The organism is Streptomyces sp. Ru72 (genome assembly GCF_002920635.1).
Taxonomy (GTDB): Bacteria; Actinomycetota; Actinomycetes; order Streptomycetales; family Streptomycetaceae; genus Streptomyces.
Window position 1 is genome coordinate 1 of sequence record NZ_PQSR01000111.1, and the last position, 26,540, is coordinate 26,540.

Annotated in this window: 22 protein-coding genes; 8 read left to right on the forward strand and 14 right to left on the reverse strand. The window is 71.4% G+C overall.

Annotation, left to right across the window (positions count from 1 at the left end):
* From C3488_RS33320 to C3488_RS33340, 6 genes are all read left to right on the forward strand, one after another.
* Window positions 1–1,401, forward strand: a 1,401-nt coding sequence (locus C3488_RS33320; protein ID WP_103844623.1) for an SDR family oxidoreductase, incomplete at its 5' end; no start/stop codon positions are given.
* Window positions 1,402–1,500: 99 nt separating this feature from the next.
* On the forward strand, window positions 1,501–1,734 hold the full coding sequence (locus C3488_RS33325) for a hypothetical protein (RefSeq protein WP_103844624.1): 234 nt from the start codon (window positions 1,501–1,503) through the stop codon (window positions 1,732–1,734).
* A 170-nt stretch (window positions 1,735–1,904) separates the two neighbouring features.
* A complete protein-coding gene (locus tag C3488_RS33330; RefSeq protein WP_103844625.1) occupies window positions 1,905–2,648 on the forward strand; it encodes a DNA polymerase beta superfamily protein in 744 nt (247 codons plus the stop codon).
* A gap of 353 nt (window positions 2,649–3,001) precedes the next feature.
* Window positions 3,002–3,178: a hypothetical protein gene (locus C3488_RS40890; RefSeq protein WP_181139300.1), complete on the forward strand. Its 177-nt coding sequence runs from the start codon at window positions 3,002–3,004 to the stop codon at window positions 3,176–3,178.
* A gap of 200 nt (window positions 3,179–3,378) precedes the next feature.
* Entirely contained in the window at window positions 3,379–4,263 is an 885-nt protein-coding gene (locus tag C3488_RS33335; RefSeq protein WP_258053815.1) for an SDR family oxidoreductase, read from the forward strand.
* A gap of 43 nt (window positions 4,264–4,306) precedes the next feature.
* Entirely contained in the window at window positions 4,307–5,833 is a 1,527-nt protein-coding gene (locus C3488_RS33340; protein WP_103844626.1) for an FAD-dependent oxidoreductase, read from the forward strand.
* Between the two features lie 93 nt (window positions 5,834–5,926).
* Here C3488_RS33340 and C3488_RS33345 read toward each other — a convergent pair whose 3' ends face one another.
* From C3488_RS33345 to C3488_RS40895, 4 genes are all read right to left on the reverse strand, one after another.
* Window positions 5,927–6,295, reverse strand: coding sequence for a TraR/DksA C4-type zinc finger protein (locus tag C3488_RS33345; protein WP_103844627.1), 369 nt, complete (start codon window positions 6,293–6,295; stop codon window positions 5,927–5,929).
* 34 nt (window positions 6,296–6,329) lie between these two features.
* Window positions 6,330–7,517 carry an alcohol dehydrogenase catalytic domain-containing protein gene (locus C3488_RS33350; protein ID WP_103844628.1) on the reverse strand — a complete coding sequence of 396 codons (1,188 nt, stop codon included), beginning with the start codon at window positions 7,515–7,517 and terminating at the stop codon, window positions 6,330–6,332.
* A 118-nt stretch (window positions 7,518–7,635) separates the two neighbouring features.
* Complete coding sequence (locus C3488_RS33355; RefSeq protein WP_103844629.1) at window positions 7,636–9,924, reverse strand: catalase; 2,289 nt, start codon at window positions 9,922–9,924, stop codon at window positions 7,636–7,638.
* Window positions 9,925–10,103: 179 nt separating this feature from the next.
* Window positions 10,104–10,277, reverse strand: a complete 174-nt coding sequence (locus C3488_RS40895) for a hypothetical protein (protein WP_181139301.1) — start codon at window positions 10,275–10,277, stop codon at window positions 10,104–10,106.
* A 241-nt stretch (window positions 10,278–10,518) separates the two neighbouring features.
* Here C3488_RS40895 and C3488_RS33360 point away from each other — a divergent pair, with 241 nt between their 5' ends.
* Window positions 10,519–10,938, forward strand: a complete 420-nt coding sequence (locus tag C3488_RS33360; RefSeq protein WP_103844642.1) for a CBS domain-containing protein — start codon at window positions 10,519–10,521, stop codon at window positions 10,936–10,938.
* A gap of 9 nt (window positions 10,939–10,947) precedes the next feature.
* Here C3488_RS33360 and C3488_RS33365 read toward each other — a convergent pair whose 3' ends face one another.
* The 8 genes from C3488_RS33365 to C3488_RS33400 form a co-directional block, all read right to left on the reverse strand.
* Complete coding sequence (locus C3488_RS33365) at window positions 10,948–12,324, reverse strand: amidase (protein ID WP_103844630.1); 1,377 nt, start codon at window positions 12,322–12,324, stop codon at window positions 10,948–10,950.
* A gap of 144 nt (window positions 12,325–12,468) precedes the next feature.
* The gene (locus C3488_RS33370) at window positions 12,469–14,649 is read right to left on the reverse strand and encodes an alpha-galactosidase (RefSeq protein ID WP_103844631.1); all 2,181 of its coding nucleotides are present in this window, start codon (window positions 14,647–14,649) and stop codon (window positions 12,469–12,471) included.
* A gap of 89 nt (window positions 14,650–14,738) precedes the next feature.
* Window positions 14,739–16,100, reverse strand: coding sequence for a sugar ABC transporter substrate-binding protein (locus tag C3488_RS33375; protein ID WP_103844632.1), 1,362 nt, complete (start codon window positions 16,098–16,100; stop codon window positions 14,739–14,741).
* Window positions 16,097–17,131, reverse strand: a complete 1,035-nt coding sequence (locus tag C3488_RS33380) for an acetylxylan esterase (RefSeq protein WP_103844633.1) — start codon at window positions 17,129–17,131, stop codon at window positions 16,097–16,099. The genes C3488_RS33375 and C3488_RS33380 overlap by 4 nt, the downstream gene beginning before the upstream one ends.
* A complete protein-coding gene (locus C3488_RS33385; RefSeq protein WP_103844634.1) occupies window positions 17,125–19,542 on the reverse strand; it encodes a glycoside hydrolase N-terminal domain-containing protein in 2,418 nt (805 codons plus the stop codon). Before C3488_RS33385 ends, C3488_RS33380 begins: the two co-directional genes overlap by 7 nt.
* A gap of 32 nt (window positions 19,543–19,574) precedes the next feature.
* On the reverse strand, window positions 19,575–20,510 hold the full coding sequence (locus C3488_RS33390; protein ID WP_103844635.1) for a carbohydrate ABC transporter permease: 936 nt from the start codon (window positions 20,508–20,510) through the stop codon (window positions 19,575–19,577).
* A gap of 11 nt (window positions 20,511–20,521) precedes the next feature.
* Window positions 20,522–21,529 carry a carbohydrate ABC transporter permease gene (locus tag C3488_RS33395; RefSeq protein ID WP_103844636.1) on the reverse strand — a complete coding sequence of 336 codons (1,008 nt, stop codon included), beginning with the start codon at window positions 21,527–21,529 and terminating at the stop codon, window positions 20,522–20,524.
* An 80-nt stretch (window positions 21,530–21,609) separates the two neighbouring features.
* Window positions 21,610–23,682, reverse strand: a complete 2,073-nt coding sequence (locus tag C3488_RS33400) for a fibronectin type III domain-containing protein (protein ID WP_103844637.1) — start codon at window positions 23,680–23,682, stop codon at window positions 21,610–21,612.
* 366 nt (window positions 23,683–24,048) lie between these two features.
* On the opposite strand from C3488_RS33400, the gene C3488_RS33405 reads away from it, so the two are divergent.
* The gene (locus C3488_RS33405; RefSeq protein ID WP_103844638.1) at window positions 24,049–25,233 is read left to right on the forward strand and encodes an ROK family transcriptional regulator; all 1,185 of its coding nucleotides are present in this window, start codon (window positions 24,049–24,051) and stop codon (window positions 25,231–25,233) included.
* Here the strand turns inward: C3488_RS33405 and C3488_RS33410 are convergent.
* Together C3488_RS33410 and C3488_RS33415 are read right to left on the reverse strand one after the other, a co-directional pair.
* On the reverse strand, window positions 25,227–25,676 hold the full coding sequence (locus C3488_RS33410; protein WP_258053817.1) for a DUF5709 domain-containing protein: 450 nt from the start codon (window positions 25,674–25,676) through the stop codon (window positions 25,227–25,229). The genes C3488_RS33405 and C3488_RS33410 overlap by 7 nt on opposite strands.
* A 205-nt stretch (window positions 25,677–25,881) precedes the next feature.
* On the reverse strand, window positions 25,882–26,538 hold the full coding sequence (locus C3488_RS33415; protein WP_258053816.1) for a FadR/GntR family transcriptional regulator: 657 nt from the start codon (window positions 26,536–26,538) through the stop codon (window positions 25,882–25,884).
* Between the last annotated feature and the right edge of the window lie 2 nt (window positions 26,539–26,540).

Sequence of the window (26,540 nt, forward strand, 5' to 3'; positions counted from 1 at the left end):
GCCGTCTGCCTCAGCGTGCTCGAGGAGCTGGACAAGCTCGACGTCGACCACCCCGACGCGATCAAGGTGCGCCGCGCCACCTCGCACATCTACCGCACGGTCAAGCAGCGCCGCCGCCAGGAGCGCCGCGCCGCCAAGACCGCCCACGACAAGGCGGTCACCGAGGCCACCGCGACCGGCTCCGCGCAGCGCATCGACGACGAGACCGAGGGCATCCTGCCGTCCTCGGCCACCGAGGCCGGCCGGATCGCGGGGATACTCCAGCGCCCCCGCTCCTGCTACGTCTGCAAGACCCGCTACGTCGAGGTCGACTACTTCTACCACCAGCTCTGCCAGAAGTGCGCCGCCGAGAACCGGGCCCGCCGCGACGCCCGCGCCGACCTCACCGGCAAGCGTGCCCTGCTCACCGGTGGCCGCGCCAAGATCGGCATGTACATCGCGCTGCGCCTGCTGCGCGACGGCGCCCACACCACGATCACCACGCGCTTCCCGAACGACGCGATCCGCCGCTTCAAGGCCCAGCCCGACAGCGACGAGTGGATCCACCGGCTGAAGATCGTCGGCATCGACCTGCGCGACCCGGCCCAGGTGGTGGCGCTCGCCGACTCGGTCGCCGCCGAAGGACCGCTGGACATCCTGATCAACAACGCGGCGCAGACCGTGCGCCGCTCCCCCCAGGCCTACAGCGAACTGGTGGCCGCCGAGTCCGCCCCGCTCCCGGCGGGCGAGCTGCCGGCCGCCGAGGTCATCGGCACGTTCGGCTCCGGGGTCGTGGCCGCGCTGCCCGTGGCGGGCGGTGGCGCGCTGACCGCGCAGGACGTCACCGACCTCGCGCTGGTCTCCGGCTCGGCGTCCCTGGAACGCATCGCGGCCGGTACGGCCATCGACGCGGGCGGCCTCGTCCCCGACCTGCACGACACCAACAGCTGGGTGCAGACGGTCGAGGAGGTCACGCCCATCGAGCTGCTCGAGGTCCAGCTGTGCAACTCCACGGCGCCCTTCATCCTGATCAGCCGCCTGCGTCCGGCGATGGCGGCGTCGCAGGCCCGCCGCACCTACATCGTGAACGTCTCCGCCATGGAAGGCGTCTTCAGCCGCGGCTACAAGGGCGCCGGCCACCCGCACACCAACATGGCCAAGGCCGCCCTGAACATGCTCACCCGCACCAGCGCCGAGGAGATGTTCGAGAAGGACCGCATCCTGATGACCGCCGTCGACACCGGGTGGATCACGGACGAGCGCCCGCATCCGGACAAGGTGCGCCTGGCGGACGCGGGCTTCCACGCGCCTCTCGACCTCGTGGACGGTGCGGCCCGGGTATACGATCCGATTGTGCGCGGCGAACAGGGCGAGGACCTGTACGGCGTCTTCCTGAAGGACTACGCGCCGGGGAAGTGGTGAGCCCGGAAGCGGCCCGAAGGCGGTGACGCGGCGCCCTTGACGTGTCATCCGGCGCCGGCCGGGAACTCGTCCTCGACGAGCACCGCGCTAGGAGGTCCCATGTCCACTCCACATGAGATCGATCCCCGCGCCGCCGGTGATCCCCGCAACGTCTACCCGAGCGACGAGCAGTTCTACATGTCCGATCGTCCGGCGGACTGCATCCTGCCGGAGGACCGGCCGCGCGGCGGCGGACCCACCGAGCCGGTGAAGCACCGCGGCTCCTGGGCCACCGTCGTGATGATCGTCGGCATCATCCTGCTGATCCTGTTCGGGATCGCGCTGTTTCCCTGAGCGACTGCCGGTCCCTCGCACGTGCGCCCCGGAGGCTGAGGCCCCGGGGCGCACGTGCGAAAACCCTTCGCCGTGCCCCCGGCCCGGCGGTTAACGTCCCGCCATGACCTCACGTCCCCACTGACTGCGGCCGTCCCGGCGCAGCGTGAGAACCAAGGAAGGCGGCGATCGTGCCCGTCCCGAACGTCCTGCTGTCCGGCATCGTGGGGTCCACCGCGTACGGGCTCGCCCACGAGGGCTCCGACGTGGACCGGCTCGGCCTGTTCGCGGCGGCCACGGAGCGGCTGCACGGACTGCGCCCGCCCAAGGAGTCCCACGTCTCCACCGCCCCCGACCGCACCCTGCACGAGGCCGCGAAGTGGTGCCGACTCGCGCTCGGCGGCAATCCGACCGCGATGGAACTGGTCTGGCTCCCGGACGAGTTGTACGAGGTGCGCACCGAGCTCGGCGACGAGCTGATCGGCATCCGGACGTCCTTCCTGAGCGCCAAGCGCGTCCGTGACGCCTATCTCGGCTACGCAACCCAGCAGTTCCGTCGCCTGGAGTCCCGAGGGGACGGCTCCTTCTCCGCCGACACCCGCAGACGCACCGCCAAACACGCCCGCCACCTCAAGCGGCTCTGCCACCAGGGCCTGGAGCTGTACACCACAGGGCGCCTGACCCTCCGCGTGGAGAACCCGCAGGAGTACCACGAGTTCGGCGAGCGTGTGGCCACCGACCCGACGGCCGCGCTGCCCCTGCTCCGGTTCTACGAGAACGCCTTCGGCGAGGCACGCGCCGCCCTGCCGCAGCGGCCCGACGAGACGGCCGTCGAGGCGTGGCTGCACCGTGTCCGCGCCCACTTCTACGCGCCCGGTGCGCGGGCCGCTGGACGCCGTGGGTCCGGGCGGTCCGTACACCTGCCGTACCGGTGAGCAGTTCGAGGAGGGGACCGAACGGGTGGCGCGAACCGCACCGAAGCCGGTCGAATCGGCGAAAAATCCGGCCGATGGATGCCGTACGACTCAAGACAGTTACACGGTTGTTTCAGCCCCATCGAGCGGGAGCCCGCTCATTTGGTTAACCTGAGGTGTACGGACAGTCTTTGGGGTCCTACCCACACCCACGGTCCGTCCCGGGGCAGGTCGGTCACCACGGCCTGCTCTCGCACGAGTTGCCGGCGCCACCGCGTCCGACCTTTCTGACCCATACTCGACCGGACGTCGAGGGCACAGCGGCACACTGGACCGGACGTCCTGAGGGTTACCCGACACATAAGGAGTGCGCGGTGACACCGGAGAAGACGCATCACGAACAGCGCCCCAAGGAACGCATGGAGCGCGGGGCCCGTCGTACCGAGAAGAAGCTCGGCAGCTTGGACGTGTGGGCCCGTTCCGCCCCCATCCGGCTGGCCGGCTACGAGGACGACCTCGCCGAGCCGCACATCCTGCCGAGTGTGGACTGACCCGTCGGACCCGTCGTGATCACTGACGGCATGGGCGTGCCAGACGCACGCCCATGCTGATCGGAGAGGCGACGGCGAGAGGCGACGGCCGGCGACTGGCCGCACATCCGGCCGTGCTGGTCGAGAACATCGCGTTCGATGTGTCCGGTCGGATGCGTCCTGCATGTGTCGATCCCGCCCGGTGGGGGACTCGGCGCACCGTGAACGACAACGCACCTCAGCACCCCGGACAGCAGTATCCCCAGCCGGAGTTCCCCCAGCAGGACCAGCCGCACCCGGGCTGGACCGGCCCGATGGACCCGCCGCCGGACCACGGGGAGGAGTCGTACCGCGGCAGCGGCCTTCTCACGGACCGGAAGGCGGTCATCACCGGCGGCGACTCGGGGATCGGACGCGCCGTCGCGCTCGCCTACGCACGGGAGGGCGCGGACGTCCTGTTCACCCATCTGGAGCAGGAGAGCGGCGAGGCCCGTGAGACGGCGCGTCTGGTCGAGGACGCGGGGCGCAAGGCGGTCCCGGTCTCCTGCGACATCCGTGACGAGGAGCAGTGCGACCGGCTGATCGAGCGGGCGCTCTCCGAGTTCGGGCGCATCGACGTCCTGGTCAACAACGCGGCGTACCAGATGGCCCAGTCCGACGGCATCCAGGCCATCACCACGGAGCAGTTCGACCGGGTGATGCGGACGAACCTGTACGGCATGTTCTGGCTGTGCAAGAAGGCGCTGCCGCACATCCCGCCCGGCGGGTCGATCATCAACACCACGTCCGTCCAGGCGTACAAGCCCAGTCCGCACCTGCTCGACTACGCCACGACCAAGGGCGCCATCGTCACCTTCACGCAGGGCCTGGCGCAGATGGTCGCCTCCGACGGCATCCGGGTGAACGCGGTGGCCCCGGGGCCCGTGTGGACGCCGCTGATCCCGGCGACGCTCCCGGACACCACCGAGTTCGGCAAGCAGGCCCCCTTGGGCAGGCCCGCCCAGCCGGCCGAGATCGCTCCCGCGTACGTCTTCCTCGCCTCGCAGCACGCCAGCTACATCACCGCCGAGATCGTCAACGCCACGGGCGGTACGCCGCTGCCCTGACCGGCCGCGCTTCGACGGCCCGCCCCGGGGAACTCGGTGCGCCATGAGTGACCACATCGGCACGCAGACGTCGTACTGGATCGAAACGGCGCCCGGAGTTCCCCGGCCGGCCCTCACCGAGGACATCACCGTCGACGTGGCCGTCGTCGGGGGCGGGATGGCGGGATTGAGCACCGCCTGGGAGGTGGCACGCGGCGGCCGCAGTGTGGCGGTGCTGGAGGCCGGCCGCCTCGCCGAGGGCGTCACCGGGCACACGACCGCCAAGCTCACCGCGCTGCACTCCCTCGTCTACCAGCGACTGCGCCGGACCCGAGGCGCCGACGGCGCGCGGCTGTACGGACGTTCCCAGCTGGAGGCGATCGGCCGTGCCGCCGAGCTGGTGGACGAACTCGGCATCGACTGCGACTGGGAGACAGCACCGGCGTTCACCTACGCGACGGACCACGACCGTGTGTCCGAGCTGCGCGCCGAGGCGGAGGCCGCGCGGGAGGCGGGGCTGCCCGCCGAGTTCGTCACCGACACCGATCTGCCCTTTCCCGTGGCGGGGGCGGTCAGAGTGGCCGACCAGGTGCAGTTCCATCCGCGCAAGTACCTCCTCGCGCTCGCCGAGGCGCTGGTGCGCGGTGGCGGACAGCTGTACGAGCACACCCGCGTGGCCGGGCTGCACGAAGGCGAGCCCTGCCGTCTGACCACCGAGTCCGGGCACACGGTCACGGCACAGGACGTCGTGGTGGCGACCCATTACCCGATCTTCGACCGCGCGCTGCTCTTCGCCCGTCTCTCGCCGCGCCGGGAGGTCGTGCTGACGGCACCGATCGACGCCGGACGCGCGCCGCAGGGCATGTACATCACTCCCGAGGAGAACACGCGGTCGATCCGCACCACCCCCTACCAGGACGGCACGCGTCTGCTGATCGTCACCGGCGAGCACTTCACGCCGGGCACCTCCGACACCGGGGAACACCTCGCCCGACTGGCCGACTGGGCCACCGAGCACTTCGGGCCCCTGAAGTTCAGGCATCGCTGGGCCACCCAGGACAACGACTCCTCGGACACCGTGCCGCTCGTCGGGCCCCTGCACCCGGCGAGCCGCCACACCTACGTCGCCACGGGCTTCGGAGGCTGGGGGCTCAGCGGGGGTGTCATGGCGGGGCTCCTGCTGTCCGCGCTGATCGACGGGCGTGAGCCGCCGTGGGCTCAGTTGTACGACCCGCGCCGGGTCGGCACGGTCCTGAGGGAGGCGCCCGCCTTCCTCAAGTACCAGGCGAAGGTCGCCCAGCACTTCGTGGGTGACCGTCTCGCGCCGTTCGTCGGCGGCGGCTCGGTCGACGACATCGCCCCGGGAGACGGTGCGGTGCTGCGCGTCGGCGGCCATGTGTGCGCCGTGTCCCGGGACGACTCGGGTCAGCTGCACGCCGTGTCGGCGCGCTGCACCCACCTGGGCTGCCTCGTCGCCTTCAACCGCGCCGAGCAGGCGTGGGAGTGCCCGTGCCACGGTTCCCGCTTCGACGCCGAGGGACGCGTCCTGCAGGGGCCGGCCGTACGGCCGCTGGAGAAGCGGGACGTCTGACGACGCCCACCGGCACCGGGTGCACGCGCACACCGGCACCGGGCGCACGCCGGTCCCGGTTCGGGCGGGCACGGCTTCGGGCGGACGCCGGCTTCACGTCCCGGCGTCCGCCCCCGTCCGTGCGCAGGCGATGCACAGGTCCGTGTGCGGTACCGCCAGCAGACGGTCGCGGCCGATCTCGCCACCGCAGGCCGTGCACCGGCCGAAGCCGGGCGCCCCCACCCGGGACAGGGTGGTGAGGATCCGGTCCAGCAGCGTCCGGGCGCGCTCGGTGTCGGTGCGCAGGCTCTCGAGGGCGGTCGCCTTCGCGCTCGCGTCGCCCGCGTCCAGGTCGCAGTCCGCGGACAGGGCGGACATCTGCGCCTCGGCCGCCGCGAGCTCCACGCGCAGCGCGTCCGCCTCTGCGGTCAGCCGCTCGGCGATGTCACGCAGGTCCTCGGTCGACAGTTCCTTCGTCGGCATGGGTACGTCACCTCGGGCTCGGTCCTCAGGGCGGTCACGGCTTGAGCAGTGTCTTGACCATGCCGTCCTCCTTGGCCTGGAACATCGCGTAGGCCTTGGGGCCGTCCTCGAGCGGCATGGCGTGCGTCTTGAAACCGTCCACGCCGAGGGGGTCCTCGTCCGTGAGCAGGGGCAGGATGTCCTCCACCCAGTTCCAGACGTTCGCCTGGCCCATGCGCACCTGGACCTGCTTGTCGAACATGGTCAACAGGGGCATGGGGCTCGCGGCCCCGCCGTACACCCCGGAGACGGACAGGGTGCCACCGCGGCGCACCAGGTCGATGGCCGTGTGCAGCGCCCCCAGCCGGTCCACTCCGGCGTGCTCCATCAGCGGTTGCGCCACCGCGTCGGGCAGATGACCGGTCAGCCACTGCGCGGCCTTGGCGAACGGCGCGCCGTGCGCCTCCATACCGACGGCGTCGATCACGGAGTCCGGTCCCCGCCCGCCGGTCAGCTCCCGCACGGCCTCGGTCAGGTCCTTGCCGCTGTGCCGGCGGAGGTCGAAGCAGGTGACTCCGTGTGCCGCGGCGCGCTCCAGCCGCTCGTCCACCAGGTCCACCCCGATGACCAGACCGGCGCCCTGGTGCCGGGCGATCCGGGTGCACATGTCGCCGATGGGCCCGAGGCCCAGGACGGCCACGCTGCCGCCCTCGGGCACCGCCGCATACTCCACCGCCTGCCACGCGGTCGGCAGCACGTCGGACAGGTAGACATACCGGTCGTCCGGCGGCCCCTCGGGCACCTTGATGGGCAGCCTGTCGCCGAACGGCACCCGCATGAGCTCCGCCTGCCCGCCCGGCACCTGTCCGTAGAGCTTGGTGTACCCGAACAGGGCGGCGCCGGTGCCGCGCTCGCGGACCTGGGTCGTCTCGCACTGCGAGTGCAGGCCCTGGTTGCACATGAAACAGTCACGGCATGAGACGTTGAACGGGATGACCACTCGGTCGCCCGGCTTGAGTGTGCGAACCTCCGGCCCGACCTCCTCGACGACGCCCATGGGTTCGTGCCCCAGGACGTCGCCCTGGTCGATGTAGGGACCGAAGAGCTCGTACAGGTGGAGGTCGGAACCGCAGATCCCACTGGAAGTGACCCTGACGATGATGTCGTCGGGCTTCTCGATCCGCGGGTCGGGGACGGTCTCCACGCGGACGTCGCGTCGGCCCTGCCAGGTCAGTGCTCGCATGTTCAGCTCCTCCGGTCCTGCCGCACGGCGGGGTCGCACCGGTCTTCCGAGTACCGGGCTCCCGGTCCGAGTCCCCGGGGCGTCCGGTTCGACACACCGACGTGGGGGCCGCCGGCGGTCACACGCGGGAGGCGAACCGCTCCCAGACGCGGTGCTTCGTCAGCAGCCCGGTGATCTGCTGGAGCGCGTCGGAACCGGTCCGGGCGGTCACCACACCGGGAGCGTCCGTGGGTACACCGGCCGCCTGGAGCGCGGCCTCGGCGCCGGCCCAGCCACCGATCGCCTTGCCATGCCGGAAGGCCTCCGCCAGCATCAGCAGCACCCGGGGATCGACGCTGCCGTCGGCTCCGGGCTCCCCGGCCTTCGCGTCGCGTGCGCCGTACGCGTCGGGGGCGGGCGCCGGAGCGCCGGCCACCAGCACGGCGTCGTACTCGACGGACCGGGCGGTGGCGAAGCTGCGCTGGACGGTGACGGGCTCGCCCTCCGGGTCGAGCTTCCCGCCGGTGGGAGCGATGACCAGCGGCACCATGCCCGCGGTGAACACCGCGTCCCGCACCGCACGCAGACCGTCCAGGTCGGTGCTGCCGTCGGTGACGACACCGATGACGCGCCCGTCCAGCGGCCAGGTCTCGCCCACCTGCGACAGGGCGGGACTGGGGTCGACCGCGACGATCGGCACGGTGGCCTCGGGCGCGGGCAGGCCGAGGCCGGCGGCGACCTGTTCGCACAGCTCGGGATCGATGTTGGCCAGTACCCGCAGTCCCCGTTCCTTGACGGCCTGTTCGTAGCACTTGCCGAGTTCGAAGGTGTAGGCGGCGACCAGGTGTTCCCGCTCCACCGGGCTCAGGCTCAGCCAGAACATCCTCGGCTGGGTGAAGTGGTCCGCGAAGGACGCGGGTGCCGTCCGGGACTTCGTCGCCTCGGGGATCCGCACCGGAGCCTCGACGTACGCGTGGTCGCCCGCGCCCCCGGGGTCGCCCGTGCCGGCGACGAACGGGCAGCCGCCGTCGAGGGAGTTGGGCCGGTAGGGCGCCACCCCGGTGTGCACGGCGGTCTGGTGCATGCCGTCGCGCAGCATGTCGTTCACCGGGGCGTGCGGGCGGTTCACCGGGATCTGCGCGAAGTTGGGTCCGCCCAGGCGGGTGATCTGGGTGTCCAGGTAGGAGAAGAGGCGGCCGGCCAGCAGCGGGTCGTCGGTGATGTCGATACCGGGCACCAGATGGCCGGGGTGGAAGGCGACCTGCTCGGTCTCGGCGAAGAAGTTCGACGGGTTGGCGTTCAGCGTGAGCAGACCGACCGGCTGCACCGGTGCCAGTTCCTCGGGGACGATGTTCGTCGGGTCCAGCAGATCGATGCCCTCGAAGGTCTGTTCGGGAGTGTCCGGGAAGGTCTGGATGCCCAGCTCCCACTGGGGGTACGCGCCCGCCTCGATCGCGTCGGCCAGGTCGCGCCGGTGGAAGTCCGGGTCCGTGCCGCCGATGAGCTGGGCCTCCTCCCACACCAGGGAGTGCACGCCGAGCCTCGGTTTCCAGTGGAACTTCACCAGTGTGGTGGCGCCCTCGGCGTCGACCAGCCGGAAGGTGTGGACGCCGAAGCCCTCCATCATCCGGAACGAGCGCGGAATGCCCCGGTCGGACATGTTCCACATCGTGTGGAACGTGGCCTCGGTGTGCAGGGTCACGAAGTCCCAGAACGTGTCGTGCGCGCTCTGCGCCTGCGGGATCTCCCGGTCGGGGTGCGGCTTCGCGGCGTGGACGACGTCCGGGAACTTGATCGCGTCCTGGATGAAGAACACCGGGATGTTGTTGCCTACGAGGTCGAAGACACCCTCGCCCGTGTAGAACTTGGTCGCGAAGCCCCGGGTGTCGCGCACGGTGTCCGCCGACCCCCGGGAACCGAGCACCGTGGAGAACCGTACGAACACCGGTGTCTCGACGTCCCGCTGGAGAAAGGCGGCCCTGGTGACGTTCGCGGCGGTGCCGTAGCTCTGGAACACCCCGTGGGCCGCGGCGCCGCGGGCGTGGACGACCCGCTCGGGAATGCGCTCGTGGTCGAAGTGGGTGATCTTCTCACGCAGATGGTGGTCCTGGAGCAGGACGGGCCCGCGCTCACCGGCCTTCAGGGAGTGGTCCGTGTCGTAGAGGCGGTTGCCCTGCGCGGTGGTGAGGTAGGGACCGTCCTGGGCGCGCGCCGCCGGGTCGGCTTCCGTGGGGCGGCCGGTCGGGCTGACCGCGGCCGGGGTCGTCTGGTCGGGCTTGGGCGGCAGCGGCGGCCTGGGCTCGGTGGGTTCGGCCACCTCGGGCGGCTCGGCGCCGGGCCTGCCGGGGATGCCGCCGTCCGCCTGCCCGTCGCCCCGCAGCGCGTCGGCCAGCTTGTCCTTGATGCCTTTGACCGGGTTCTCGCTCATGTGGTTGCCGCCTTCCGGGCATGTCGTCCACGCGGCGAAACGGGCCGCGGAGGGGGAGGCCCTCCCGCGCCCAGGGGGAAGCGCCGCGCGCTCGCGTTCGTCAACCCCCCCTGGGTACCCACGCCCTCGTCGGTGAAGCGTGTACGCAGCAGCCAAATGGCCCGGTCGGTCCTCGGCCCTCAGTCCTCGCCCCGGACGATGTTTCCCTCGGGGTCACGGCGCGGCCAGGGCCTCTTCCCGTCGTCGACAGCCGGCACACAGGTGCGCAGGCGGTTGTCGCGCAGACGGCGGGCCTGAGCCCAACCGGTCTCGGGCGGGCGGACGACGGGCTTCTCACTCGGCTGTGCGGTCACGACAGTTCATCTTCCTTCTGCATCCTCGAGCGCCGGGCCCGTCTCACCGGGGCCTCACGGCGCTTGCTGACCGAGTCCCCCGTGACGGCGCGGGGAAACGGGCTGCGGTGACGTGTGCCACTTCTCTGCGGAACGCCCCGTGCGTACCGGCCGAAACGACCGGGTGATGCGTCGGGTTCGCCGGGTACCCGGCGGCCGAACGCGGTGACCGGCACCGCAGCAATGCGTGAAGGGAGACATGATGGCCCAGCACGTACGCGACATCATGACCGCCGCACCCGTGACGGTCGAACCGCAGACCCCGGTGGCGACCGTGGCCCAGGTGATGCGCGACCAGAACATCGGCGCGGTCCTCGTGACGGAGGGCGACCGGCTGCGCGGGCTGGTCAGCGACCGCGACCTGGTGGTGCGCACGGTCGCGGAGGGAGCGGACCCACGGGAGACCACGGTGGATCGCGCGTGCAGCGGCGACCTGGTCACCGTGAGCCCCGAGGACGAACTGGAGCGCGCGGTACGGCTGATGCGCGAGCACTCCGTGCGCCGTGTCCCGGTCGTCGAGAACGGGGAGCCCGTGGGCATCGTGTCCCTCGGCGACCTGGCCATCGAACGGGACCCGGAGTCGGCGCTCGGTGACATCAGCGTCGCGAAGTCCAACCAGTAGGACGGGTGCTCAACCGGCCGGTGCGGAGCGTGCGGCACCGCCCCGGCCCAGCGGTGCGGTGCGCCGCCAGGGCCGCAGGGACTGCAACTGGCCTGCCAGCACCAGCAGTTCCCGCTCCGAGCCCGGCCGTCCCACCAGCTGCACCGCGCAGGGCGCGCCGTTCGGGAGGGTGTCGAACGGAACCGACATCGCCGGCCAGCCCGTGAGGTTCCACGGCGGGGTCATGGGGGAGTAGGCCGTGTTCGTCAGCACGTTGCGCAGCCAGCCGCGCTCGTGCCAGGAATCGGCGACCGGGCCGCGACGGGCGAGCGCCGGGGTGAGCAGCACGTCGTGCGCGGCGAAGAACGGTTCGAGGAGCCTGCGCAGTTGCTCGCGGCGGTCACCGGACCGCACGCTCCCGACGAAACGCCGCCCCACCGCCGCGTGCACCCGGGTGCGCCTGGCCAGCCGCCGCGGATCGAGGCCCTCCGTGTCCACCGCGGTACCCGCCGTCCAGTGCGCCAGCGACGTGGTGCCCAGCCACCAGGGGTACGGCGGCTCGTCCGGACGCACGTCGTGACCCGCCCTCGACAGCAGTGCGGCCGCCGCGCGAGCCGCGTCCGCGTACGGGCGGCTCACGGTGACGCCGAGCAGGGGGCTGCGCAGGGACAGCGCGATCCTGCGCGGCGCGGTTCCCGAAACCCGGTCCTCCCCTGCGCCCGCCAGGACGTCGAACATCAGCTGTGCGTCCTCCACCGTCGTCGCCAGCGGCCCGTTCTCGGACATGCCGAACCAGTCGCCGTTGCCGATGCCCGCGGGGATCACGCCGTGGCCGGGCTTGATGGTGACGAGGCCGCAGTTCGCGGCCGGGATGCGCAGCGACCCCATCCCGTCGTTGCCGAGCGCGACCGGCACCATCCCGGCGGCCACCGCCGCCGCGCTGCCGCCGGAGGAGCCTCCCGCCGTGCGCGTCGGGTCCCACGGGTTCCGGGCGGTCCCGTGCACCCCTTCGGTGGTGCCGAAGACGCACAGCTCCGGCACGTTGGTGAGACCGACCACCACCGCGCCCGCAGCGCGCAGCCGGGCCACCGTGACATGGTCCCGCTCGGCGGGCGTGTCCGGGGTCGCCGCCGAGCCGTTGCGCGTCGACTCGCCGCGCACCGCCAGATTGTCCTTGACCGCCACGGGAACGCCGGCCAGCGGCAGATCGGCGAGGTCCGCTCGCGCCGCGACCTCCTCGGCCTCGGCCGGCGCGGCTTCCGTGCGGACCCGGCGGAAGGCGCCGACGCGGCCGTCCAGCTCCTCGATCCGCGCGAGGTGCTCCGCCACCACCTCCCGCGGGGTGACCCGCTTCTCCCGTACGGCGGCGGCGATCTCGGCGGCGGTCCGGCCGACCCAGCTGGTCACGGGCGCTCCCTGTCGGTGCTCGGCGCGGTTGGCGCATGGGCGTACTGGCGAGTACGAGCAGCACTGTGCCGTGCGGGCGGCGCCACGTCGAGAGCCCGAGGGAGACCTGTCACCAGAGTCACCCTCGGACGACCCGCCGTTTGCCTAGTCGTTCCGCCGGACCTCCAGCAGCAGCGCCTGGTCCGGGTTCAGGTTGGGCATGGGCAGTCCGGCCACCGTGAGCACCGCACCGGGCAGCGTCAGCCAGTCGTCGAGTGCGGCGGTCAGCCACGCGGGCCCGGAGGTCTGGTGGAAGGACGGCAGCCCCAGCTCGGTACGGACCCGTACCCGGTAGGTGGCCTCGGGGGCGAGTCCGGGCAGCTGCACCCGCCCGGACTGCCCCTCGGGCGAGGTGGCCACCCGGGCCCAGCAGTACAGCGCGGCGGCGCCGTCGTGCGCCACGACTCCGTGCAGCAGGGTCGCGTCGCCGGCGAGGTCGGCGCGCACCGTGCGGCCGCCGTGCAGCAAGGGGCGCAGTTCGCGGTAGAGCGCGGCCCAGGCGGTGAGCCGGGCGAGTTCCTCGGGGGCGCACCGGGTGATGTCCTGTTCGATCCCGGCATGCCCGAACAGGGCCGTGGTCAGCCGGAACGCGTCGGAGCTGACCCGGGCCGTGGTGTGGCTGGTGTCGGAGCCGACGTGGGCGCCGATCAGCTCGGGCGGCAGCAGTTGCGCCGTCCACCGCTGGATCGTCTGCCGCTCCACCGGATCGTTGCAGTCCGAGGCCCACACCCGGTCGGTGCGGGCCAGAATGCCGAGGTCGATCCGGCCGCCGCCGCTGGCGCAGCTCTCGATCTCCAGCCCCGGGTGGCGCTCCTTGAGGGCGTCGATCAGCCGGTACAGCGCGAGGACCTGGGCGTGCGCGACGGGGCGGTCGGCGACGCCGTGCACGGCCTCGTGGAGCTCCCGGTTGTGATCCCACTTCAGATAGCCGATGCCGTACTTCTCCACCAGGGCGTCCAGGGCGTCCAGCAGGTAGTCCCACACCTGCGGATTGGCCAGGTCCAGGACGTGCTGGTGCCGGGAGGACGGTCCGACGCCGCGCGCCGGGCCGAGCACCCAGTCGGGATGTTCCCTGGCCAGGTCGGAATCCAGGTTGACCATCTCGGGCTCGACCCACAGCCCGAACTCCATGCCGAGTGAGCGCACATGGTCCACCAGCGGCGTCAGCCCCTCGGGCCACACCACCGGATCCACCGTCCAGTCGCCCAGCCCGGCGTGGTCCGAGCGTCGCCCGCGGAACCAGCCGTCGTCGAGCACGAAACGCTCGACACCGACCTCGGCGGCCTTGTCGGCCAGCCGCAGCAGCCGGTCCAGATCGTGGTCGAAGTACACCGCCTCCCAGCTGTTGAGGATCAGCGGGCGGGGGGACCGCGGATGGGCGGCCCGGGCCCGCAGCAGGGTGTGGAAACGGTCCGCGAGCCCGTCGAGGCCCTGATCGGACCAGGTGAAGTGGCACACCGGCGTGGTGTACGACTCACCGGGGGCGAGCCGGATCTCCCCGGGCCGCAGCAGCTCTCCGCCGCCGAGCACCGCGGCGTGGGTGCCCGCGCCCTCCGGCAGCTGCTCGACCAGATACCGCTGGTCGCCGCTCCAGGCGAGGTGCACGCCCCACACCTCGCCCTGGCGGAAACCGAACCCCGGCACGCCGACCGTCACCAGGTAGGGCGAGTCCAGGCCGGGCTTGCCGCGCCGCACCTCGCGGGCGTACGTGCCGAAGCCCAGCGGGCGGCGCTGCGGAGAGCGCTCCCGGCTCCACTTGCCGGTGAAGTCCAGGATCTCCGCGGCCCGGCGGGGCAGAGGCAGCATCGTGGTGACCTGAGCGAGGTCGTACGGCTCCGGGGCGGCGTCCGGCCGGCGGTCGATCCGTGTCAGCACGCTGAGGACACCGGAGGGCTCCAGGCGGTAGGTGACGGTGACGTCGAGTCCGGCTCCGGGGTCGGTGAGGTCCAGGGACAGCTCCCCGCCCTCGGCCTGCGGGCGGTACGACGTCCCGGCCAGGCTGAGCCGCGGGGCGGCGGCGCTGCCGGCCAGATGGCCCTGGTGGGCCGGGGTGCCGGACCAGCCGTCCGCCTCGGTGGGCCAGACGGTGAACCGGCGCGGGATGTCGATGGAGTTGTTCAGCACGGCGGGCTCACCGGTCAGGGCGAGCGCCGCCAGGCCGTCCTCCGTCAGCTCGCCCAGGTCGGCTCCCCAGTGCAGGACTCTGGGCACCGGCTCGGCGAGTTCGACGACGAGTGAGGTGCCGGCCGCGCGCAGGGCCAGGATCCGCGCGGTGGTCTCAGGCATGCAGAGTCCTTTCATGGCTCCGGCCCGCCGGACGGAACCCTGGTCGTGGGCCGCGTCCGGCGCCCGGACAACCGGTTGCCTTCGGTGGTTCAGCTCTTCGCGAGCAGCGTCCTGCTCTTGTCCCGCATGTCCGTGAACACGGAGTCGTCCTTCTGACCGGCGAAGTACGCCTCGAACATCGGCTCCAGCGCGTCCTGCAGGGCGGCGCCGTTGCCGTAGACCGGGGAGGGGTAGAGGACCTTGTTCTTCAGCATGTCGGTGAAGACGGACAGGTCCACGCCCTTGGCGGCCAGCGCCTTGGCCGAGGAGTCCATGGCGGCCGGGATCGACGGGAAGAATGTACCTGTCTGCGAAGCCTTGGACTGGCAGGACTCGGAGCCCATGTAGGAAACCCACTGCCAGGCCAGGTCCGGGTTCCTGGTGCCGGCCCAGATGTTGTTGCCGTTGGAGTTGCTGAGCACGGCCCTGGTCCGGCCGTCGGGGCCGTAGGGAGTGGGGGCGATGCCGACCTTCAGGTGCGGGATCTTCACGAAGGTCGCGGCCTCCCACGAGCCGGCGCTCTCCATGGCGACCTTGCCGGACGACAGCAGGTCCACGTCGCTGACACTGCCCGCGAAGTCACCGATCTTCGGTGCGTAGCCCTTGTTCGTCAGCGAGCGGATCCAGTCCATGGTCTTCACGAACCGCGGGTCGGTGTAGTTGAACACCGTGGGCCAGGTGGGCTTGTCGCCCAGGCGCCAGCCCGTGGTGTCCACCAGCGGGCTCCAGGTGGTCTGGCCGATGAAGTCCTTGGCCGCGACCTGTCCGTAGCCGTAGGTCTTGACGTGCGCCTTGTCGAAGCCGGGCTGGTCGCCGCGGCGTCCCTTGGTGTCGATCGTCAGGTGGGCGATCATCCTGCCCAGCGTGCCGCCGTCGTCGGGGTTCCAGGTCAGCGACTCGACGTCCTTCTTGCCGTACCCGGCCTTGGCCAGCGCGTCCGCGTCGTAGTAGATGCCGGTCGCCGCCCAGTCCAGCGGCAGGGCGTACTGCTTGCCGTCGGTGAACTTCCAGGCGTCCACACCGACCGAGAAGCGGGACAGGTCGAACTTGTCCTTGGCGATGAAGTCGTCCAACGGCATCAGCTGGTGCTGGGACGCGTACGCCTGGAAGAACTGGACGCTGTTCTGGAAGGCGTCGGGCGCGCTGCCCGCCACGAACCCGGCGGTCAGCTTCGTGAAGTAGTCCGCCACGTTGTACTGGGAGATCTTCACCGTGACACCGGGATGGGCCTTCTCGAAGTCCGTGGCGCACGCCTCGTATGCGGCGGCCTGCTTGTCGTCCCAGGTCCACCAGTTGACGGTCCTGGAACCGCCGCCGCCCGAGGAGCCGGAGGAGCAGGCGGAGACCACTGCGGCAAGGGTGAGCGTGGCGCCCAGCGCCACGGCCTTGCGCAGGCCCATGACTTTTCTCATCGTTCCTTCTTTCCTTCGGACGCAGGGGCGGGGGACGGCACCCCTGGCGGACGGGACGACGTCTTCAGGAGCGCGCCGAACGCGCTCAGTGCGGTGGCCAGGTCCTCGGTGCCGCCGGCGTCATGGCCGTTGAACTCCCACAGCCGCAGCTGCTTGGGCCCGGCGTAGGCGTGGTACGCGGCGATCGCCGTGACCGGCGGGCACACCTCGTCGCGCAGCCCGGCGGAGAACCAGGCCGGTGCCGTTGCCCGGCGGGCGAAGGCCAGCCCGTCGAAGTAGCCGAGCGTCTCGAAGGTCTGCTCCACCCGGTTCCGGCGGGCGGCCAGATAGCCGACGATCTCGGCATAGGGCTCCGCGTCGGTGAGCCGGGTGGCCTGCCGGATGTCGCACAGGAAGGGCGCCTGGAAGTGCGCGGCCGCGATGCCGGGTACGAGTCCGGCGACCGCGAGTGCGATTCCGCCGCCCTGGCTGGGGCCGACGACGGCGACCTTGGCCGGGTCCACCAGGTCGGCGCGGCCGCGCAGCGCCTCGACGGCGCGGACGGCATCGGTGAAGACGCGCCGGTAGACGTAGGTGGTCCGGTCCTCGATGCCGCGGGTGAGGAAGCCGGGATGTGCGGGGCCGCTGCCCACCGGGTCGGGCGTGCCGCCGCCGCCCGCCCAGGCGCCGCCCTGACCGCGGGCGTCCACCAGCAGATGGGCGTATCCGGCCGACGCCCACAACAGGTCGTCGATGGGCGCGCCGCGCCCACTGCCGTAGCCGTGGAACTGCACCACGGCGGGCAGCGGGCCGGACCGCCGCCTGGGCATGCGCAGCCAGCCGCGCACCGGATGCCCGTCGAAGCCCGGGAAGACGGCGTCGAAGACGTCCACGGTCTCCAGACCGGTCGCCACCGGCGTCAGGTCCAGCGCGGCCTCCTGCCGGGCACGTGCCTCGGCGAGGGTGTCCTTCCAGAAGGCGTCGAAGTCGGCGGGCTCCCGGTACGCGCTGCGGTAGGAGAACAACTCGGGCAGATCCTGCTCGGTCAGCACGGCACCGGCTCCCCTCGCGGACGCAGATCCGCGTCGAGGGTGACCCGTGTCCTGGCGGGGACGCGCAGGACGACACCACGGTCCCGATGGCGGACCCGGACCGGCTCGGCGTCGTCGCCGGCGAGGCGACGCACCGTGACCGAGGTGAGCGCGCCGCCGCTCCAGGCGAAGTCGACGGCGAGGCCGCCGCGGCAGCGCAGGTCCCTCGCCTCGCCCTCCGGCCACTCGGCGGGCAGGGCGGGCAGGAGGTGGAGGGTGCCGGTGTGGCTCTGCAGCACCATCTCGGTGAGGGCGGCCATGAAGCCGTAGTTGCCGTCGATCTGGAAGGGCGGATGGGTGGAGAAGAGGTTGGGCAGCAGTCCGCCCCAACGTGATCCGTCGACCGGGGCGTCGGCGCCGGGGTCGCCGTCGAGCGGGCGGCTCGCCTGAAGCAGAAGTCTCCGTGCGGTGGCGGCGTCGCGCAGCCGGGCCCGCAGGGCGATCTTCCACGCCCAGGACCAGCCCATGGCGCCCGGGCCGCGGCGGTCCAGGGACCTCAGCGCGGCCTCGGCCGGTCCGGGGGTGGTGTCGGGATCGATGAGGCCGAGCGGGTACACGGCGGACAGATGGGAGAGGTGACGGTGGTGCGGGTCGGCCTCGGGCAGGTCCTCGGCCCACTCCTGGAGCCGGCCGTCGGCGGAGATCCGCGGCGGCCGCAGCCTGGGCAGCGCGGCGCGGATCTCGCCGGCCAACGGGGTGTCCACGCCGAGGATGTCGGCCGCTGTCAGAACGCGCTCGAAGGTGGCCCGGGTCAGCGCCATGTCCATCGCCGAGGAGCGGGTCAGTGACCTGGGGGTGCCGTCGGCGTCCAGGAAGAGATTCTCGGGAGAGGTCGAGGGGAGGGTGTCGAGGTGCCCGGTGCCGTCGTCGACCAGCCAGTCGAGCAGGAACTCGGCGCAGCCGCTGAGCAGCGGCCAGGCCCGCTCCCGCAGGAAGTCCAGGTCGCGGGTGAACTCGTAGTGGTCCCACAGGTGCTGGGACAGCCAGGCGCCGCCCATCATCCAGATCGCCCACGAGGGGTTGCCGTGGCCCATGCCGACCGGCAGCGCCCAGCCCCAGGGGTCGCTGTTGTGGTGCGCCACCCAGCCTCGGGCGCCGTACAGCTGCCGCGCCACCTCGCTGCCCTCGGCGGCGAGCCGGTCCAGCAGGTCGAACAGCGGCTCGTGGCAGGTGGCGAGGCCGGCGGCTTCCGCGCCCCAGTAGTTCATCTGGGCGTTGATGTTGAGGGTGTAGTTGGACGACCAGGCGGGGCGCAGATCGGCGTTCCAGATGCCCTGGAGGTTGGCCGGGGGACCGGCGTGCGGGCGGGAGGCGGTGGCCAGCAGGTACCGGCCGAGCTGGAACAGCACGGTGGCGGTGAGGCGTTCGTCGTCCCCGCCGAGGATGTCGCGTGCCACGTCGTGGGTGCCGCCGCGCCGGCCGCCGATGCGCAGGGCGGTGCCGCCGAGGAGGCCGCGCAGATCGGCTTCGTGGGCCTTGAGCAGGTCTTCGGCGCCCCGGACGGCGGCGTGCGCGGCCGTACGGGGCGCGGCCTCGAGGTGGGCGGCGCGGTCCGCCAAGGGCTGTCCGCTCCAGTGGCGGGCGGCGTTGGTGGAACTGGCGAGGGTGACCAGGACGTGCGATGCGCCCGCCACGAGCAGGCTGCCGTCCGCGACGGTCACCTCGCCGTCGGTGCTCAGGGCGAGGGCGAGCGCGCCGAAGGGGTCGTAGCCGTCGACGGGTCCGTCGGCGTACCGCAGGGGTTCGGCGACGTCGGGTTCGTGGGCGGGCGCGCCGTCCACCGGGATCTCCACGCCCAGGGTGAGCCCACGGACGGTGGCCGACCGGTGCACCTCCCGCAGCGGGGTGGACAGTTCGACCCGCAGGTCCACGGTGCCGCCCGCGGCGTCCACCGTCGCGCACAGGGTGCCCGTCACGGCGTCGGCCCAGACCCGGCGGTGCACCGCCGTGCCGTCGAGGTCGAAGCGTTCCTCGGCCACCGCGGTGTCGAGGTCGAGGGTCCGGCCGCGGTAGTCGGCCCGCTCGCCGCCGGACACGGTCAGCCACAGGTCGGCGTAGGGCAGGTACTCCTGGCTGTACGGCCCCTCGAAGGCCATCAGCAGTGCCTCGGCCCGGTCCTGGTCGCCGGAGCGGAGCGCGGCGCGGACCTCCTCGAGCCGCCGTGGTCCGGCGCCGGCCGCGCGGACCGCGGCGAGGGCGGTGGCCGGGCCGCTGGGGGTTCCCGACCACACGGTGGAGTCGTTGAGCTGGATCCGGGCCCTGTGGGCGCCGCCGAAGACCATCGCGCCGAGCCGGGCGTTGCCGACGGGCGCGGCCTCGGTCCACTCGGCCGCGGGCGCGGGCCATCGCAGCACGAGGTCGGTGGAGTGCATGGGTGTGCCGTCCGATCGAGGTGGGGAGCCGGTCACTTCAGGCCGGAGAAGCCGATGGAGTTGACGACGCGTTTGCCGAAGGCGATGAAGAGCAGCAGCATCGGCAGCGCCGCGATGAGCGCGGCGGCCATCAGCCCCGCCCAGTCCGGTGCGGCCTGCGGTGAGGACTGCTTGAAGACCCCCAGCGCGAGGGTCAGCGGCTGCACGTTCTGCCCGTTGGTGATCAGCAGCGGCCAGAAGTAGTCGTTCCAGGCGTTGACGAACATCAGCAGCGACACGGTGGCGAGCGGTGCGGACGACATCGGCAGGATGATCCGCAGGAAGATCCGCAGCGGTCCGGCGCCGTCGATGATGGCGGCCTCCTCGACCTCGCTGCTCAGCCCCAGCATGAACTGCCGCAGGAAGAACAGCGTGAACGCCTGGAAGAGACCGCCGGGCAGGATCAGCCCGGCGAAGGTGTCGGTGAGTCCGAGGTCCTTCACGAGGACGAAGTTGGGCAGCAGCGTGAACACGCCGGGCACCATCAGGGCGCTGATCAGGACGTTGAACACCAGGTTGCGGCCGCGCCAGTGCAGCCGGGAGAAGGCGTAGGCGGCGCACGCGGAGAACAGCACGATCAGCGCCGTCTGCGCGGACGCGTAGATCAGCGAGTTGCGCAGGTACAACGCGATGTCGAGGGAGGCGCCGGAGCCGCCCTGGGCCTGCGCCTCGGCGGTGGAGGCGATGCCGAGGGCCCGCTCGAACGCGCCCCAGGTGAAGCCGACCGGCAGCGGCGAGGACGGGTTGGTGGCCAGCTTGTAGTTGTTCGACAGGGCGGTGCGCAGGATCCAGTAGAACGGGAAGAGGGTGGCCACGACGACGACGCCGAGGTAGGTCCAGGCGGCCATCCTGCCGGGTGAGAACCTGCGGGTTTGCCGGCGGGGCCGGCGCGGAACGGCCGTCCGGCCGGGTGTGAGGGTGACAGCCACGTCGGCCTCCTTCAGCTGAGGTCGGACTCGCCCGCGCGGGCGAGCCGCAGCTGGGTGAAGGTGACCGTGATGAGCAGGGCGAACAGCGCCAGTGACAGGGTGGCTGCGTAACCGAAGTCGAACTGCCGGAAGGCCTTGTCGTAGATGTACATCTGCAGCACGTTCGAGGCGTTGGCCGGGCCGCCCCTGGTGGTGACCTGGACGATGTCGAACACCTGGAAGGAGTTGATCACCGTCAGGACGACCACCATGACGAGGATCGGCCGCAGTAGGGGCACCGTCAGCCGGCGGAACATCTGCACCTCGCTCGCGCCGTCGACCCGGCCCGCCTCGTAGACGGTCGGCGGGACGGTCTGCAGGCCGGCGAAGATCAGCAGGGCGTAGTAGCCCATCCACTTCCAGACGCTGATCGCGGCGAGTGAGGGGATCGCCCATCCTCCGCTGCCGAAGAAGAGGATCGAGTGGCCGGTCAGGTGCCTGAGCACGATGTTGACCACGCCGAGTTGCGGGTCGAGCATCCACTGCCAGACCAGGGCGGCGATGACGTTGGAGATCAGGAACGGCAGCAGGATCACGCCGCGCAGGACGGACGACCGGGCCACCCGGTGCAGCACCACCGCCGTCACCAGGGAGATCAGGGTGCCGAAGCACACGGACAGGACGACGAAGTAGACGGTGACGAGCAGGGAGTGCCAGAAGACGTCGTCACCGGACATCTCCCGGAAGTTGGCCAGTCCCACCCAGTGCGGCGGGGTGAGGACGTGGAAGTCGGTGAAGCTGAGGTAGATGCCGCGCAGGGTCGGATAGGCGAAGAAGACGGCGAAGCCGGCCACGGCGGGGAGGATCAGCAGCAGGGCGGCCGGCAGGTCCCGGCGCCGGGCCGCCGCCGACCTGCTCGGGGTGTGGCGGCCCGGGTTGCGGACCGAGCGCGGCTTGCCCGACCGGGCGGCCGTGGTGGCCACCGCGGCGGACGGCGGTGGGACCGGCGTCTTGGGGTCGCCCTGTGATGTGACCACCACGGCACTCTCCTTACGTGTTCGGGCGGGGGGATCGCCGACGGACGGCGGACGGGGGGATCAGACGGACGGCGGACGGGGGATCAGAGGGTGATCCGGTCCACGTCGGACACGTAGTCCGAGGGGTTGCCGAAGCTGATCGTGTTCGCACCCGCCTTGAGCTGAACCGGCACGGTGACCGACTGCGGGTGGCCCCAGTTGTTGTCGTTGGTACCGGGCAGCGGCAGCTGGAAGGACGTCCCACCGGCGGTGACGACGACCGTGCGGCCGGAGGAGCCGTCCGTGTAGTCGAGCTTCATCAGATACGTGCCGTCCTTGGGCACGGTCACGTCGGTGATGGCGACCGATCCGTTGTAGCCGAGGTTGCCGACCTTCTTGCCGCCTGAGCACTCGGAACAGTCCGCGATGCTCGCGTTGCCGCTGAGCGTGTTGCCCGGTGCCTCGGCCTCGTAGGAGACCGGCCCGCCGGCCGCCGGCGTGGTGACGGCAACGGCCTTGCTCGGCGCGGAGACGCGGCCCCTGGCGTCGTGGGCGACCACGGTGAAGGAGTAGCCGGTGGCGGCATTCAGACCGCTCACGGTGGCGGAGGTGCCGGTGACCGTGGCGGCCTTCGCCCCGTTCGCGTAGACGTCGTAACCCGTCGTCGTGGTACCGGAGTTCACCGCGTCCCAGGCGAGCGAGACGCTGGTGGCGGTGGAGGCGGTGCCGTGCACGGCGAGCGGGACGCCGGGGTGGGTGCCGGTGCTGCTCGGGGTCAGACGCAGCAGACGTGAGCCGTGCGGCGGCAGGTCGGCGGTGAAGGAACCGCCGACCGATCCCAGGTTCTTGTGGCTCCACAGGTCACGGACCGCCGCCTTGCCGCCGATGCCCAGGTCGCTCCAGTTCGCGGTCACGTCCGCGTAGCCGCTGCCGAGGTTGAACAGCGCCACGGTGTAACTGCCGTCCGGGTTGCGGGCGTACCAGACCTGCCGGGGCGTGTCCTGGCTGACCGGCTTGGCCGGGTGCCCCGCCTGGTCGACCGCGATGACCTCGTCGTTGGTGAGCAGCTTCAGACCGTAGGAGTCGAGCTTGGTGAGGTCGTCACCGATGTACAGCGGCGCGGACTCGATGGCCCACAGCGTCATGTAGCTCTGCCGCTCGACGTCGTTGATGCCGTCCATGGCACCGACCCCCACGTCGAGGGAGTCGAGGTTGTTCCAGTGGCCGGGACCGGCGTCGGGTATCCACTGGACGACGTCGTTCCAGCGCTGCTTGACCGAGTTGTTCCAGGTCACCAGCGTGTCGCAGTAGCATTCCACGTCCGTGTCGACCCGCCACCCGTTGGAGTTGGCCTTCCAGACGTCGGCCTGGTTGTGGCTGAGCGACCAGGACAGGACGAACTGGATGGGGCGGCCGGTGTTCTGCAGCGCGGTGTGCCACGCCTGGATGTCGGGCACGTTGTTGTGCGCTTCGTCGCCCTGGAAGGAACCGGGGCCGACTCCGTCGATCTTGAGGAAGTCCACGCCCCAGTCGGCCAGTTCGTCGGCGATGGACTGGATGTATTTGGTGGTGCAGGGGCTGGCGAAGTTCAGCTGGTAGGAGACGTTGTCCCAGCCGCTGGTCTTCCGTAGGTCCGGGTAGACGATGTCCTTGGTGGTGCAGCCCGGCGCGTTGTGGATCGGCGTCCTGCCGTCGTTGTAGTAGTCCATGTAGAGGCCGACCGCCAGGTAGAGACCGAACTTCAGCCCCTTTTGGTGCAGGTAGTCCCCGACGTACTTCATGCCGTGCGGGAACTTCTTCAGGTCGGCGGTCGGGCGGGCGTAGTCGTCGGCGACGTTCCTGCCGTCGTCGACGTTCCAGCCGGCGTCCACGTTGACGTACTCGTAGCCGTGGGACTTCAGCTTCGAGGCCAGGACGTCGGCCTGCTGCAGCACATGGGCCTCGGTGAGCCACTTCTCCCCGCCGTAGCCGGGGAAGTTGGTGGACTCCAGGCTCCAAGTGCTGTAGCCCATGTACGGCTTCGCGGCCACCGTCGAGGCGGCCGTCGCTTCGGATGCCTGGGTGCCGGAAGCACCCGACGGGGTGGTGGCCCACGCGGTGGGTGCGGCAAGGGCCACCGCCAGGGCGGTGGCACAGGTGAGTGTTCTGAGGCGTGCGGGTCGAGCTGGACGAGCCATGGATGTACTCCATCTCGGCGCGAGCGCAAGCGGTCTTCCGCCTGGGGGATCGAGGGTGGTGGGAGCTCCCTCGGTGGTGGTCGTCCCGGAGCGCCACCGAGGAGAGAACAACTGAGGACCAACGGGGAATGTGTGGCCACTCCCCTCCCCGGCGCGGATCCGTCCCGTCCGCTCCGACGAGGAGTGCGGCGAATGTAGTCACGGTTTCCTTCCAGCGTCAACATAGTCGGCTCATAGAAATCCGATGCCCTCGAGGGGAAGTCCGAGGCTGCCGTGCCCTGTTGCTCCTCGAGTCGACGTAGGGGTGGTCGCGTGGAGTGAGAAGCGCGGTTGATTTACTTTCCTCGGGAAATGTAGGTTTTCCTCATGAGCCTCGCCGACCAGCCCCCCGCTGCCGCCCTGGTCTTCCAGACCCTGCTCCAGTACGGCCCGCTGAGCCGTGCCGAGATCGGGCGGCGGACCGGGCTGTCACCCGGGGCCGTCACCAAGGTGGCCACTCCGCTGATCGACGACGGCTGGATCGCCGAGGTGGGCCGGCCCGCGGTCGAGCGGGTCAACGGCCGTCCGGCGACGTTGATCGCGGTCCGAGCGGAACGCGCCCGGTTCATCGGGGTCAAGGCCACCGGGGACGAACTCATCGGCGTGCTGGCCGACCTGACCGCTCAGCCGCTGGCGTCCCGGCGGGCCGCTCTGGGCTCGCGGGATGTGGGCACCGTGGTGACGGCGATCGCCCGCCTGGTGGATCAGCTGCGGGCGGCGGCAGGCGCGGCGGGGCCCGAGGGGATCCACAGCATCGGGGTCGCCATTTCCGGCGACGTGGACGGCCAGACCGGCACCGTGCAGTACTCACCCTTCCTCGACTGGCGCCGGGTACCGCTGGCTCAGCTGGTCGAGTCGGCCACCGGCACTCCGACGGTCATCGAGAACGACGTCCGCGCCCTGACCGTGGCCGAGCAGTGGTTCGGCGCCGGTGCCGGGCTGTCGTCGTTCGCTCTGGTCACCGTCGGTGCCGGCATCGGCGCCGGTCTCTCCATCGCCGGCCGCGTGGTCTCGGGTGCGCACGGCGTCGCGGGCGAGATCGGCCACCTCCCGGTGGGCGGCACCGAACGCACCTGCACCTGCGGCAACACCGGCTGCGTCGAAGCGGTCGCCTCAACCCACGCGATCACCGAACAGGCCCGCCAGGCCACCGGTGACCCGGAGTTGACCATGGAGAAGGCGGTCCGGCTCGCCCACGCCGGCGACCCTGCCGTCCGGGCCGTCTTCGCCCGCGCCGGCCATGCCGTGGGCCTGGCGCTGGCCTCGGTCGCCAACCTCATCGGCCCGGAACGGATCATCATCTCCGGTGAGGGAGTGGCGTCCTACGACCTGTTCGCCGACCAGATCCGGCAGACCTTCGCCGATCACGCCTTCGGCGCCGCGGCGGACTGCGATCTCGTGGTCCGGCCGCTGCCCTTCGAGGAGTGGGCCCGGGGCGGTGCCGCGGTCGCGGCGCAGCGCGTCTTCGCTCCCCTCAAGCAGGCGCCCCCGGCGCCAGCCGTGCGTCAGTAGGTGTCGGAGTCGGGGACCACATGCATCGCGGCCTCCTCGGCCGATGCGCCGGCGCCGTCCAGCCCGACGTCGTAAGCGACCAGGTCGGACTCGGTGTTCTCGTGGCTGCCCTCGTCGGGCGCGAGCAGTCGTCCGGCACGCGCATCGCCGACCTCGTCGTCGATGAGCTCGCCGTCCGTGTCCCAGGCGTCCCCGACACCGTCGCCGTCCGGGACGCCGATGTCCGGTACCTCCTCCGCCAGGCGCTCGTCCAGACTCTCCCCCCGCTGCCGCTCCGACGCCGTGACGCCCGTGCGGTCCACGCCCCAGGGCCGCTCCGGCGGAGAGTACCCCTCGTCCAGCGCCTGGTCACCGGCCCGGTAGTCCAGGGTGTCGGACGCGTCCAGCAGCCCGGCGTCGTCCTGCACCTCGGAACCGTCCGGCTGGTAGACGTCGTCACCCATCGCTGCGTCGGCCACGTGCGCTCCTTCCATGTGCGTGCTGCCTTTCTCGCAGAGTCCGGTCAGCGGCAGTGGTCCAGGACTGCACGATCCTGGTCCGAGCGTGCAGAGTTCACCGTGGTCGGCCACGACGTCGAGACCGATCTGGGACTGGACAACGAGGTGCCGGAGGCCGCACCGGTGAACAGTGCCGCCGCGAGGGTGCCGTTCAGGAGGGCAGCCGGCTGCGCAGCCACTCCTCCACCTCGCCGACGTGCGCGGCGGCCGCCGCCCGGGCCGCCTCCGGGTCGTGCGCGGCCAGGGCGCGGTGGATCGCCGCGTGCTCGCGGCGGGTGCGCGCGAAGGCGCCCTCTTCCTGATAGCCGCGCCACACACGGGCGCGGAACGTCCGCGAGGACAGGCCCTCCAGGATCGCCGCCATCGTCTCGTTGCCCGCCGCGACAGCGATCTCCCGGTGGAAGGCGAGATCGTGCGCGAGGATCTCCTCCGGATCGTCCGTCGCGTTCATCGCGGCCAAGTGCCTCTCCACTTCGGCGAGCTGGTCATCCGTGATACGGGCGGCCGCCAGCGCCGTCGCCGTCGACTCCAGGACCCGCCGCACCTCCAGCAGCTCCACCAGGCGCTGCCCGCGCGAGAGGTCGGCCACCACGCCGAAGGTCTCCAGGAGGTCCCCGGCCTCGAGCCGGGTGACGTAGATGCCCGAGCCGTGCCGGGCCTCCAGCACGCCCAGGACCGTGAGCGCACGGATCGCCTCCCGCATCGAACTGCGCGAGATACCGAGCTGTGCCGCGAGGTCGCGTTCCGTCGGCAGGCGCTGGCCCGGCTCCAGCCGGCCCTCGGCGATCATCGCCTTGATCTGCTCGATGG